10 protein-coding genes are annotated in these 13,015 nt (G+C 71.1%); 8 read left to right on the top strand and 2 right to left on the bottom strand.

Features of this window, described 5'->3' with window-relative positions:
• Positions 1-16: 16 nt before the first annotated feature.
• The 3 genes from IF12_RS0107045 (at position 17) to IF12_RS0107035 (ending at position 3,529) form a co-directional block, all read left to right on the top strand.
• Positions 17-1,519, top strand: coding sequence for a sensor histidine kinase (locus IF12_RS0107045; RefSeq protein WP_133884294.1), 1,503 nt, complete (start codon positions 17-19; stop codon positions 1,517-1,519).
• Positions 1,512-2,213, top strand: a complete 702-nt coding sequence (locus IF12_RS0107040; RefSeq protein WP_051704070.1) for a response regulator transcription factor — start codon at positions 1,512-1,514, stop codon at positions 2,211-2,213. Before IF12_RS0107045 ends, IF12_RS0107040 begins: the two co-directional genes overlap by 8 nt.
• Positions 2,214-2,449: 236 nt before the next feature.
• The gene (locus IF12_RS0107035) at positions 2,450-3,529 is read left to right on the top strand and encodes a 3-deoxy-7-phosphoheptulonate synthase (RefSeq protein ID WP_030156192.1); all 1,080 of its coding nucleotides are present in this window, start codon (positions 2,450-2,452) and stop codon (positions 3,527-3,529) included.
• Between the two features lie 74 nt (positions 3,530-3,603).
• On the opposite strand, the gene IF12_RS0107030 is transcribed toward IF12_RS0107035, so the two are convergent.
• Positions 3,604-5,124 (bottom strand): alpha-N-arabinofuranosidase, encoded by a 1,521-nt coding sequence (locus IF12_RS0107030; protein ID WP_030156190.1) that lies wholly within the window; start codon positions 5,122-5,124, stop codon positions 3,604-3,606.
• 165 nt (positions 5,125-5,289) lie between these two features.
• Entirely contained in the window at positions 5,290-6,300 is a 1,011-nt protein-coding gene (locus tag IF12_RS0107025; protein WP_030156187.1) for a LacI family DNA-binding transcriptional regulator, read from the bottom strand.
• Positions 6,301-6,589: 289 nt separating this feature from the next.
• On the opposite strand from IF12_RS0107025, the gene IF12_RS0107020 reads away from it, so the two are divergent.
• The 5 genes from IF12_RS0107020 to IF12_RS0107000 are packed head-to-tail and all read left to right on the top strand — an operon-like array spanning position 6,590 to position 13,004.
• Positions 6,590-6,949 carry an L-rhamnose mutarotase gene (locus IF12_RS0107020; RefSeq protein ID WP_030156184.1) on the top strand — a complete coding sequence of 120 codons (360 nt, stop codon included), beginning with the start codon at positions 6,590-6,592 and terminating at the stop codon, positions 6,947-6,949.
• Positions 6,942-8,111 carry an L-rhamnose isomerase gene (gene rhaI / locus IF12_RS0107015; RefSeq protein WP_051704069.1) on the top strand — a complete coding sequence of 390 codons (1,170 nt, stop codon included), beginning with the start codon at positions 6,942-6,944 and terminating at the stop codon, positions 8,109-8,111. The genes IF12_RS0107020 and rhaI overlap by 8 nt, the downstream gene beginning before the upstream one ends.
• A 2-nt stretch (positions 8,112-8,113) precedes the next feature.
• Positions 8,114-10,153, top strand: a complete 2,040-nt coding sequence (locus IF12_RS0107010; protein WP_030156179.1) for a bifunctional rhamnulose-1-phosphate aldolase/short-chain dehydrogenase — start codon at positions 8,114-8,116, stop codon at positions 10,151-10,153.
• On the top strand, positions 10,150-11,646 hold the full coding sequence (locus tag IF12_RS0107005) for a rhamnulokinase family protein (protein WP_051704068.1): 1,497 nt from the start codon (positions 10,150-10,152) through the stop codon (positions 11,644-11,646). The genes IF12_RS0107010 and IF12_RS0107005 overlap by 4 nt, the downstream gene beginning before the upstream one ends.
• 59 nt (positions 11,647-11,705) lie before the next feature.
• A complete protein-coding gene (locus tag IF12_RS0107000; protein ID WP_030156174.1) occupies positions 11,706-13,004 on the top strand; it encodes an extracellular solute-binding protein in 1,299 nt (432 codons plus the stop codon).
• The last annotated feature ends 11 nt before the right edge of the window (positions 13,005-13,015 follow it).

Raw genomic sequence — 13,015 nt, 5'->3', positions numbered from 1 at the left:
GGACTGACGAAAGCGAGTGTCGGCGCCGATCGGCCCTCCCTATGTTGGAGGGGTGATCGACAACGAGGCGCCTGTCTGGGTCAGGCGGGCCGGTGCGGCGGTGGCGGCCGTGGTGGCCGGTGCGGTGTTCTCGGTGGTGATGTACGGGCTCGAGCGGATCGGGTCGGTGGAAGTGCGCGGGCTGATGATGTTCGACGCGGGGCAGTTGGCGGTCACGGTGGCCGCGACGGCGACGGGTCTGGTGATCGGGTGGCGCAGGGTCGCGCTGCCGCTGGTGGCCGCCGGGACCGGTGCGGTGCTCGTGACCGCGGCGCTGCTCGGTCAGTGGGTGCGTGCGGACGCGGTGGTGGGTCTGCTCATCGGTGTCGCCTACACCGCCTGTCTGCTGCTGGCCATGCTCGCGGTCGCGGTGGTGCGGGCGCGGCGCAGTTATGTGCGCCGCGGCTGGGATCTGGCCTTCGCCGAGGCGCGCGAGCACGAGGTGCGCGTGGAGCAGGCGGTGACGCGCGAGCGGGAGGCGATGGCGGGGGAGATCCACGACGGGTTGGGGCACCGGTTGACGCTCATCGCCGTCCAGGCCGCCCGGCTCTCGCTCGACCGGTCGCTGCCCGAGGGGGCCCGGGCCGAGTTGGCGCGCATTCGCGCGAACGCGGCGGCCGCGTCCGAGGAGCTCGGTGAGACCGTCGCTTTGCTGGCCGAGCGCGAGAGCGGGGCGACCGCCTCGCTCAGCGGCCTGGACCTGGGTGAGGTGATCGAGCGGGCCCGCGCCTCGGGGGTCATCGTGCACGGGGCCGTCCCGCCGGAGGTGGCCGGGCGCACCAACGACTACACGCACGCCGCGCTCATGCGCGCCCTCCAGGAGGGGCTGACCAACGCCGCCAAGCACGCGCCGGGCGCGGCGGTGCACCTCGCGATCGGCCTCGACGGCGACGAAGCGGTCCTGGAGTTGCGCAACGAGGCGGCGCCGGCGCCCTCGCCCGAGCGCGGCGGGCACGGCATCGTGGCCTTGCGCCACCGCGTCGAGATCCTCGGCGGCACCCTCGAGACGGACGCGGGCGAGGCGTTCACGCTCACCGTCAGGCTCCCGGTCGCGGCGGTGCCGTCCACGGCCGGCGCCGACCTGGGGCCGTCTCGGCTGCGCGTGCTCACCGCCGAGGCCGCCAGCGCCGAGCGGCGGCGACGGCGCGTCACGCGGTTCGCCTGGCTCGCGCCGCTGGCGGTGTGCGGGGTGCTCGTGGTGGTCGTGGCCGGGTATTTCGTGTACGGGAATGTCGCCTCGGTGCTGTCCGCGGAGCGGTTCGCGGCCATCGAGGTCGGTGACAGTCGCGACGAGACCGATCCGCTGCTGCCGCCGACGCAGATGCTCGACGCCCCCCGTACGGCTCTGCCCGATCCGGCGGGTGCGACCTGCCATTTCTATGAGGCGTCGGTCAGTTTCTTCGAGCGCGTGGAGGTCTATCGGATCTGCTTCGCCGATGGGCGGGTGGTCGCCGCTGATACGATCGCGCCCGATGACTGACCCGCTGCCCGCATCGGCTGCGCCGGGCCGCGATGGCGTGGTGCGGGTGCTGCTGGCCGACGACGACCTGCTTGTGCGCGCCGGGATCGCCGGGATCCTCGCGACCGCCGAGGGCATCGCGGTGACCGCCCAGGCCGGGGACGGGAACGAGGCGCTGGAGGCGGCCCGGACCCGGCTGCTGGACGTGGTGCTGCTGGACATCCAGATGCCGCGCCTGGACGGCATCGCCGTCCTCGAACGGCTTCAGCGGGAGGGGGTGTCGGTGCCGGTGGCGATGCTGACGACGTTCTCCGACGAGCGCTACATCGCCGAGGCGATCCGGCTCGGGGCGCTGGGGTTCTTCCTCAAGTCCGACGACCCGCACCATCTCATCGCGGGGGTGCGGGCGCTGGCCGCCGGTGGGGCGGCGTTCTCTCCTCGGGTGGGCCGCTGGCTCGTGCGCCGCCAGTCCCGCACCCGGCTCGACCGGTCGTTGCGGGCCCAGGCGCTCGTGGAGGGCCTGACCGACCGCCAGCGCGACCTGCTGGCCGGTGTCGGGCAGGGACTGTCGAACGCGCAGATCGCGGCGTCGCTGCACTTGGCCGAGGGCACGGTGAAGCAGTATCTGAGTGCGCTGTTCACCGCTTTGGGCGCGGAGAACCGGGTGCAGGCGGCGCTGGTGGCGTTCGAGGCGGGGCTGGGCCCGGACCAGTGACCGGTGGGTTTCGGGTCGGGGCGGGTCTTGTGCTACGGTTCGGCGCATGTTCACGGCACGTCGCTATCAGCGCTTTACGTCGGCTCCGGGTGGGGCCGCCGGTCGCCTGCGCTGACTCGACGTACACCCGGAGCCACCGAGCCAGAGACGGATGTCTCTGGCTTTCGCCGTTGCGGCGGGCCGGTTCCGGAGGCACGAGTGGACGCCGACCCGCCTTCGCTAGAGATGGGATCGCGATGACCTCGACTGCCGACCACCATATTGCCCCGCAGACTTCCGACCTGCGCGTCTCGGGCTTCCAGCCGCTCATCGCCCCGGCGGCGCTGCGGGAGGCGCTGCCGCTGGGCGCCGAGCGGGCCGCGCTGGTCGAACGCAGCCGCCGCGAGGTCCAGCGGGTCCTCGCCGGCGAGGACGACCGGCTCCTGGTCGTCGTCGGGCCCTGCTCGGTCCATGACGCGGCCGCGGCGCGGGACTACGCGCGGCGCCTGGCCGCTGCCGCGGCCCCGCTCGCCGCCGATTTGTGCATCGTCATGCGCGTGTACTTCGAGAAGCCCCGCACCACTTTGGGTTGGAAGGGCTTGATCAACGACCCGCATCTGAACGGGACGCACGATGTCGAGGCGGGTCTGCGGTTGGCGCGCGGGGTCCTGCTCGACGTGCTCGACGCCGGGCTGCCGGTCGGCTGCGAATTCCTGGAACCTTTGAGTCCGCATCACATCGCCGACGCGGTCTCGTGGGGTGCGATCGGGGCGCGCACGACCGAGAGCCAGGTGCATCGCCAGCTCGCTTCGGGGCTGTCGATGCCGGTGGGGTTCAAGAACACCACCGACGGGGACGTGGCCTCGGCGATCGACGGGTGCCGGGCCGCGGCCGGGGACCACGTGTTCTTCGGCGTCGACGAGGACGGGCGCGCCTCGATCGTGTCCACCAGCGGCAACCCCGACTGCCACGTGATCTTGCGCGGGGGCCGCTCGGGCCCCAACTACAGCACCGGCGACGTGCGCGACGCTCTGGCGCTGCTGGCCAAGCACGGGCGGGCCGAACGGCTCGTGGTGGACGCGAGCCACGCCAACAGCGGCAAGGACCATGTGCGCCAGGCCGAGGTCGTCGGTGAGATCGCCCGGCGTCTGGCCGCGGGCGAGAGCGGGATCGCCGGGCTGATGATCGAGAGTTTCATCGAGCCGGGCCGTCAAGAGCCCGGACCGCTCGAGACCCTCGTGTACGGGCAGTCGGTGACCGACGCGTGCGTCGGCTGGGACGAGACCGAGCGGCTGCTGGGCGACCTGGCCGCCGCCGTCCGCACCCGCCGCGCCTAACGACAACGCCCCTGACGACACGGGGCCTAACAACAAAGGGCGGCACCCGTTCGGGTGCCGCCCTTCACCGTGTCTCAAGGCGTGATGCGGAGGGTGTTCCAGCTCATCGCCGGCAGTTCGACGCTGATGCGCCCGCCGTCGACGGCGACGGTCGCGTTCGCGGCCGGGGCGACCCTTTCCTGGTCCTGGAGGGTGTTCTTCGCGTCCGGATCGGCGTCGGTCAGCGTCGAGCAGGTCACCTGCCCGAGGCTCGGCAGCGAGGACGCGTCGATCTCGACCGTCAGCGGGTGGTCGAGGTCGCGGTTGACGGCGAAGACGGTCACCGAGCCGTCCTCGTTCGCCACCGCCACCGAGTGGAGCGCGGCGACCTCGCCGAACTTCGCGGTCGTGAACGTCGGCGCCTCGGCGCTCACCTCCAAGACCGTGCCCCGTCCCCACTTGGAGGCCTCGGCGAAGGGGAAGAACGTCGTCTGGCGCCAGGCCGGCCCGCCCGGCTCGGTCATGATCGGCGCGATCACGTTCACCAGCTGCGCCAGGCACGCGGCGGTCACGCGGTCGCAGCGGCGCAGCAGCGTGATCAACAGCGACCCGAACACGACCGCGTCCATCGCCGAGTAGGCGTCCTCGAGCTGGCGCGGGGCCACCGCCCACGGCTCGGGCCGCTCATCGGTCTCCCCGGCCGCCCACGCGTCCTGGTACCACACGTTCCACTCGTCGAAGGCGATGTCGATCTTCTTGTCGCTCTTGAGCTTCGCGCCGACCGCGTCGGCGGTGGCGATGACGCCGTCGATGAACAGCTCCATGTCCTCGGCGCTGGCCATGAAACTCGCGACGTCCCCGCCCTGGGGCTGGTAGTAGGCGTGCGCCGAGATGTAGTCGACCGACTCGTACGACTGGGCGAGCACCTCGGCCTCCCAGGCGCCGAAGGTCGGCATCGCCCGTGAGGACGAGCCGCACGCGACCAGGTCGAGGCCGGGGTCGATCATGCGCATCGCCCGGCCGGTCTGGTCGGCGACGCGCCCGTACTCGGCGGCGGTGCGCTGGCCGATCTGCCAGGGCCCGTCCATCTCGTTGCCCAGGCACCACAGCTTGATGCCGTACGGCTCCTCGTCGCCGTGGGAGCGGCGCAGGTCCGACCAGTACGTGCCGGAGGGGTGGTTGGCGTATTCGAGGAGGTCCAGGGCCTCCTGGAGGCCGCGGGTGCCGAGGTTGACGGCCATGTTCGGCTCGACGCCGACGGTGCGGCAGAACTTCATGAACTCGCCGAGCCCGAACTGGTTGGTCTCGGTGACCCCCCAGGCCAGGTCCAGGCGCCGGGGCCGGTCGGCCTTGGGGCCGACGCCGTCCTCCCAGCGGTAGCCGGAGACGAAGTTCCCGCCCGGGTAGCGGATCATCGTCGGCCCCAGCTCGCCGATGAGGTCCAGGACGTCCTGGCGCAGCCCGTCGGCGTTCGCCCGCGGATGGTCCGGCTCGTAGATGCCGGTGTAGACGCACCGGCCGAGGTGCTCCACGAACGACCCGAACAGCCGCTCGGGCACCTCGGCGACGGTGAAGCGCGGATCGAAGTCAATGCGCGCGCGGTGGTGTTCGGCCATGATCGCCTCCCGGAAGGGTTGGTCTCTGTCGCTCGCCGGCGACCCTCGCGGGTCGGTGCCCGCGACGCTATCAGACGCCGCCACTCCCGCAACCAGGGGACTTTACCGTTACATACACTGTGGGCCACACGGTGGGCCACACGGTGGCGGAACTACGCGGCAGGGCTAGGACGCATCGACACTGGTCGAGGCGCGGGCGATGAGCTCGGGCTGGAAGACCACATTGCGGTGCGTGTGGCCCTCGCCCTCGGCGATCTCGTCGAACAGCAGCTGCGCGGCCGTGCGGCCGAGCTGCGAGCGCGGCTGGCGCACCGACGACAGCGGCACCGCCGCCGCGGCGGCGAAATCGATGTCGTCGTAGCCGACGATCGCGCACTCGTGGGGGACCTTCACCCCGTGCATCGTCAACGCCTGCAACGCCCCCAGCGCGACCAGGTCGTTCGCGCAGAACAGCGCCGTGGGCCGGTCCTCGCGCCCGAGCATCTGCTCGACCGCCTCCCTCCCGGCCGCGAAATTGAGCCCCGCGGTGGTGTAGACCTCCAGGTGCGTGCCCGACTCCTCGCAGACCTGGCGGCACCCGGCCAGGCGATCGGCGACCTGCGGGATCGAGGTCGGTCCGCCGATGAAGGCGATCCGCTCGTGCCCGGCTTCGACCAGGTGCCCGGCCGCCAGGCGCCCGCCGTGCACGTCGTCGACGGCCACCGAGCAGTGCGGGTGGCGCCCGGCCCCCCGGTCGACCAGGACCAGGGGGATGTCGTGGCCCGAGAGCCGCTCGATCCACGAGGCCGACGAATCGTCCACCGGCGTGATGAGCAGACCCAGGACCCGCTGCTCCTCGAGGATCTCCAGGTGGCGCCTTTCGCGGCGCACGTCCTCGCCGGAGTCGCAGACGGTGACCACGCCGCCGGCCGACTCGATGAGCGGCTCGGCCCCGCGCACCACGTCGGTGAAGAACGGGTTGGCCACGTCGAGCACGACCACCGCGACCGTGCGGCTGCGCCCGGCCCGCAACTGGCGGGCCGAGTCGTTGCGGACGTACCCGAGCTCGCCGATCGCGGCCAGGACCCGCGTGCGCGTCTCCTCGGCCACGGCCTCGGGCCGGTTGAGCACATTGGAGACCGTGCCGACCGACACGCCCGCGGCCCGCGCGACGTCCTTCATGCTGGTTGTGGCCATGGTCACCTCAAGGAGTCTATCGGGGGTCCGGTGCGCGGCCGGGGACGCGACACTGCAAACCATGGTCCCTCGCGGCCGGATCGACGTCCATCACCGCACCGATCTTTTGAAACGGTTCAACAACGTACGCCGAGCGTGAGGAGCATATACCGAACCGTGTTCGAATTACTTCCCGGTCGTGCCTTGACAAGCCTGGCCTCGGCGTTCTAACTTATCGACACCCCCTCATGAAACGATTCAATAATGTGGCGGTAACCCGCCGGCCCCGTCCTCTAGGAGAGGAACCCCCGTGACACAACGTGTGTGCTTCACCCTCCGGGTCAGGCCCGATCGCCTGGCCGAGTACCGCGAGCGCCACGCCGCCGTGTGGCCCGACATGCTCCGGGCCCTCGCCGAAGCCGGCTGGACGAACTACTCGCTGTTCCTCGACCCCAGCGGCCTCCTCGTCGGCTACCTGGAGACCGAGGACTTCGCCGCCGCCCAGGCGGCCATGGCCGCCACCGAGGTCAACACCCGCTGGCAGGCGGACATGGCCCCGTTCTTCGAAGGCGACGCCAAAGCCGACGACTCGTTCAACGTCCTCTCCGAAGTCTTCAACCTCGAAACCCAACTCGCGGCCGCCGCGGGCGAAGGAGCCGGCAATGAGTGACCCCATCACCCGCGCCAAGACGGTACTGGCCGCCCAGAACATCGAACTGCCCTCCTGGGCCTTCGGCAACTCCGGCACCCGCTTCAAGGTCTTCACCCAAGAGGGCGTCCCCCGCGACCCCTTCGAGAAGATCGCCGACGCCGCCCAGGTCAACGCGTACACCGGCGCCGCCGGATCGGTCGCGCTCCACATCCCCTGGGACAAGGTCGAGGACTACGGCGCCCTCGCCGCCCACGCCGCGAACGAGGGCGTGCGCATCGGCACCATCAACTCCAACACCTTCCAAGACGACGACTACATGCTCGGCTCGGTGTGTCACCCCGACCCGAAGGTCCGCCGCAAGGCCACCGCGCACCTGCTCGAATGCGTCGACATCATGGACGCCACCGGATCGTCCGACCTCAAACTCTGGTTCGCCGACGGCACCAACTACCCCGGCCAGGACACCATCGCCGGCCGCCAGGCCCGCCTGGTCGAAGTCCTCGCCGAAGTCTACGAACGCCTCGGCGAGGGCCAGCGCCTGCTGCTGGAGTACAAGCTGTTCGAGCCCTCGTTCTACACCACCGACGTCCCCGACTGGGGGACGGCGTACGCGCACTGCCTCAAACTCGGTCCCAAGGCCCAGGTCGTCATCGACACCGGCCACCACGCCCCGGGCACCAACATCGAGTTCATCGTCGCGATCCTGCTGCGCGAGGGCAAGCTCGGCGGCTTCGACTTCAACTCCCGGTTCTACGCCGACGACGACCTCATGGTCGGCTCGGCCGACCCGTTCCAGCTGTTCCGCATCATGCACGAACTGGTCTCCCAGGAGGTCGTGGGCCCCGATTCGGGGATCGCGTACATGCTCGACCAGTGCCACAACATCGAAGCGAAGATCCCCGGGCAGATCCGCTCGGTCATGAACGTCCAGGAGGCCACGGCGAAGGCGCTGCTGGTCGACGCCGAAGCGCTCGCCAAGGCGCAGGCCGCCGGCGACGTGCTGGAGGCCAACGCGGTGCTCATGGACGCCTACAACACCGACGTGCGCCCGCTTTTGGCGGAGCTTCGCGAGGAGCAGGGACTGGCCGCCGATCCGATGCGCGCGTACGCTGCCTCGGGTTATGCCGAGCGGATCACGAGCGAGCGCGTGGGCGGCGCCCAGGCCGGATGGGGAGCGTAGCAATGGGTCGTAGCAAGGAGTTGCAGTTGCTGATCGAGCGGTCTAACCGCCTCGGCTCCGACAAGCGCAACACGAACTTCGCCGGGGGCAACACCTCGGCTAAGGGGCAGGCCCACGACCCGGTCACCGGTGGCTTCGCCGAGGTCTTGTGGGTGAAGGGTTCCGGTGGGGACCTCGGCACGCTCACATACGACGGGCTCGCGGTTTTGCGCATGGACCGGATTCGGTCCCTGGCGGACAACTACCTCGGAGAAGAGCTCGAAGACTTCATGGTCGACGGGTTCGACTACTGCCTGCACGGGCGCGGCGGGGCCGCGCCGAGCATCGACACGGCCATGCACGGCCTGGTCGAGGCCGCACACGTCGACCACCTGCACCCCGATTCGGGGATCGCGTTCGCCACGGCCGCCGACGGCCCGGCGCTGACGAAGGCGTGCTTCGGCGACCGGGTCGCCTGGGTCGACTGGCGCCGTCCCGGTTTCCAGCTCGGTCTCGACATCGCCGCCATCAAGGAGGCGAATCCGCAGGCCATCGGGTGCATCCTCGGCGGGCACGGCATCACCGCGTGGGGTCAGACCTCCGAGGAGTGCGAGGCGAACTCGCTTGCGATCATCCGCGGCTGCGAGGCGTACATCGCCGAGCACGGCGCGCCGGAGCCCTTCGGGGCCCGCGTGGCCTCCCGTGAGCCGCTCGCGGCGGCCGAGCGCCGCTCCAGGGCCGCCGCGCTCGCCCCGGTGATCCGAGGCCTGGCCTCGACCGACCGGCGCCAGGTCGGGCACTTCACCGACGAGGCGGTCGTCCTCGACTTCCTCGCCTCCGAGCGCCTGGCCGACCTCGCGGCCCTGGGCACCTCCTGCCCCGACCACTTCCTGCGCACCAAGGTCCGCCCGCTCGTGCTCGACACGGACGCCGACGCGCCGCTGGAGGAGGTCATCGCCCGCCTCAAGGAACGCCACGAGGCCTACCGTGAGTCCTATAAGGACTACTATGAGCGGTATGCGTCTGCCGACAGCCCCGCGATGCGCGGCGCCGACCCCGCGATCGTCCTCGTCCCCGGCGTAGGCATGTTCTCCTTCGGGCCCGACAAGAAGACCGCGCGCGTGGCCGGGGAGTTCTACGTCAACGCGATCAACGTCATGCGCGGCGCAGAGGCGATCTCGACCTACCGGCCCATCGACGAGTCCGAGAAGTTCCGCATCGAGTACTGGGACCTCGAAGAGGCCAAACTCAAGCGCCAGCCCGCGCCCAAGCCCCTCGCCGGCAGGGTCGCGTTCGTGACCGGCGCGGCCGGCGGCATCGGCAAGGCCACCGCCCGGCGCCTGGCCGCCGAAGGCGCCTGCGTCGTCATCGCCGACCTCGACCAGGCCAAAGCGGCAGCGGCGGCCGCCGACATCGGCGGGACCGACACCGCCGTCGGCGTCGCCGTGGACGTGACCGACGAGCACGCCGTCGCCGCCGCCCTCCAGGCCGCCGCCCTCGCCTTCGGCGGGGTCGACCTGGTGGTCAACAACGCCGGCCTGTCGCTGTCCAAACCGCTGGTCGAGACCACCGCCGCCGACTGGGACCTCCAGCACGACGTCATGGCCAAAGGCTCCTTCCTCGTCTCCCGCGAGGCCGCCAAGATCATGATCGCCCAGCGCGTCGGCGGCGACATCGTCTACATCGCCTCCAAGAACGCCGTCTTCGCCGGCCCCAAGAACATCGCCTACTCCGCGGCCAAGGCCGACCAGGCCCACCAGGTGCGCCTCCTCGCGGCCGAACTGGGGGAGTGGGGCATCCGCGTCAACGGCGTCAACCCCGACGGGGTCGTGCGCGGCTCGGGGATCTTCGCCGGCGGCTGGGGTGCCGAGCGAGCCGCCGTCTACGGCGTGGACGAATCCGAACTCGGCAAGTACTACGCCGGGCGGACCCTGCTCAAGAAAGAGGTGCTGCCCTCCTCGGTCGCCGACGCCGTCTACGCCCTCGTCGGCCCCGACCTCGGCCTGACCACCGGCGTCCACCTGCCCGTCGACTCGGGCAACCCGCAAGGATTCCTGCGATGAGCGTCCTGGCGGCAGTCGACCTCGGCGCGTCCTCAGGGCGCGTCATGGCCGCCCGCGTCGAAGGCAACCGGATCGACCTCACCGAGGCCGCGCGGTTCCCCAACCGGGCCGTGGCCGTGCGCGGCCGCCTCTACTGGGAGATCCTCGGCCTGTGGTCGGGCCTGCTCGAAGGCCTGCGCACCCTCGGCGGCGAGGCCGAATCGGTCGCCGTCGACGCCTGGGCGGTCGACTACGGCCTCCTCGACCCCGAAGGCCACCTGATCGCCAACCCCGTCTGCTACCGCGACGCCAGGAACGCCCCCGCCCGCGACGCCCTCCTGGCCCGCATCGACGCGCAGGAAGTGTTCGCGCGCACCGGCATCCAGCCGCAGCCGTTCAACACCCTCTTCCAGCTCGCGGCCGAATCGCCCGCCGCCCTGGCCGCGGCCGACCGGCTCCTGCTCGTCCCCGACCTGCTCTCCTACTGGCTCGGCGGCCAGACCTCATGCGAGGCGACCAACGCCTCCACAACCGGCCTGGTCGACCTCGCCACCGGTACCTGGCGCACCGAACTGTGCGCCGCGGCCGGATTCGACCCCGCCCTGCTCGGCGCGATCACCCCCACCGGGACGGTCCTCGGCGGCCTGCTCCCCGACGTCGCCGAAGCCACCGGCCTCGTCGGCGGAACCAAGGTGGTCGCCACCGCCAGCCACGACACGGCCGCCGCCGTCGCCGCCGTCCCCTACGAGAGCGACGACGCCGCCTACATCTCCTGCGGCACCTGGTCGCTCGTCGGCGTCGAACGCGCCGACGCCATTACCGGGCCCGAGGCCCTCGAAGCCGGGTTCACCAACGAGCGCGGCGCCGACGGCCGGATCCGGTTCCTGCGCAACGTCGCCGGCCTGTGGCTGCTGAGCGAGTCGATCCACACCTGGCGCCGCCAAGGCCTGGAGACCGACCTGCCCGCGCTGCTCGCCGCGGCCGCCGACGTCGACGTGCTGCGCTCGGTCGTCGACCCCGACGATCCGCGCTTCACCGAACCCGGCGACATGCCCCAGCGCCTGCGCGACTACTGCGCCGAGACCGGCCAGCCGGTGCCCCAGAGCCCGGCCGAGATCACCGCGTGCGTCATCGACTCGCTCGCCCTCGCCCACCGCCGCGCCCTCGCCTCCCTCCAAGGCCTCACCGGCACACCGATCGAGGCCGTCCACATCGTCGGCGGCGGCTCGAACAACGCCCTGCTGTGCCAGCGGACGGCCGACGCGACCGGCCTGACCGTCCTGGCCGGACCCGACGAGGCCACCGCCCTGGGCAACGCCCTCATCCAAGCCCAGGCCCTCGGCCTCATACCCCCCGGCACCGAGGCCCGCCGCGAAGCCGCCCGCGCCTCGGCCCGACCCCGACGACACACGCCCCAAGGGCCCCAAGGCCCCTGGGAACGCGCTGCCTCGCGAATCGCCGAGCAGCGCCGCGAACCCTCCGCAGCCGCCCCGACCGGGCGGCGGAGCAACTGAATAGATCCTGACGGCCCGCCACCGGCGGGACCCCTCATGCAAGAAGGAGAAGATCGACGATGATCAACAATTCCCACCGCGCCAAGCGCCGGACCCTGCTCACCGGCGCCGCGGCCACCGCGGCGCTCGGCGCCGCCGCCGCGTGCGGCGACGACGGGCCGGCCGGGACGGCCGACGACCCGATCCAGATCAGCTTCGAATGGTGGGGCGACGAGGCCCGCGCCGACATCACCCAGCAGGCGGTCGACCTGTTCCAGGAGAAGAACGAGGGCATCAAGGTCCGCACCAACTTCTCCGACTTCCCCACCTACTGGGAGTCGATGACCACCCGCATGGCCGGCAGGGACCTGCCCGACGTGCTCAACATGGACTACTCGCGGCTGCTCCAGTTCGGCAGCAACGGCATGCTCCTGCCGCTCGAAGGCCTGGTCGACACCTCCCAGTTCATCGAAGGCTTCCTCGACACCGGCTACGTCAACGACGAGCTGGTCGCCGTGCCGATCGCCGGGAACACCCTCGGCCTGATCTACCGCTCCGACTGGTACGAGGCCGCCGGCGTCGAACTCGAACCCGGCTACACCTGGGACGACTACCACCAGGCCATCGCCTCGGTCACCGCCGAACTGGGCTCGGGCAGCCAATGGGGCGGCGGCGACTACGCCGGCCAGTACCACTTCATGGAGCTGTGGCTGCGCCAGCAGGGCGGCAGCTTCTACACCGAGGACGGCACCGCGCTCAACTTCGACAAGAGCGAACTCACCGCCTGGTGGTCGCGCAACGCCGGCCTCCACACCGACGGCGCGGTCCCGCCGATCGACGTGACCACCCAGTGGGCGCCCGAGAACGGCTTCGTGCTCGACCAGCTCGGCGCCGACCTCGGCTGGGACAACTTCCTGGCCTGGTACGCGCCCACCGTCGCCGAGAACGGCGGCTCGCTCGCCCTCGCGGCGCCGCCGACCGACGACCCCTCCAGCATCGGCCTGTACCTCAAGCCCTCGATGCAGCTGTGCATCTCGGCGACCACCGACCACGCCGAGCAGTCCGCCCAGCTCATCGACTTCCTGCTCACCGACCCCGAGGCCATCGCCATCCTCGGCACCAACCGCGGCATCCCCGCCACCAGCGTGGGCCGCGAGAACGTCGTGGTCGACGAGATCTCCCAGCAGGTCCTCGACTACGAGGCGAGCGTCGAGCAGTACCTGACCACGCCCCCGCCCCCGCCGCCCTCGGCGACCGGAGCGATCGAGGCGAAGTTCGGCGAGATCTACGAGCAGGTCCTCTACGAGACGATGACGCCGGCCGACGCGGCCGACACCTTCTTCACCGAAGCAGAGACCCTGCTCGCGGCCGAGCAGTAGGAACGGATAGG

Origin of the sequence: Glycomyces sp. NRRL B-16210 (genome assembly GCF_000719515.1) — a bacterium.
GTDB lineage: Bacteria > Actinomycetota > Actinomycetes > Mycobacteriales > Micromonosporaceae > Glycomyces.
Note: the sequence above shows the minus strand (reverse complement) of the source record. Positions and strands in the feature narration are given on the sequence as shown.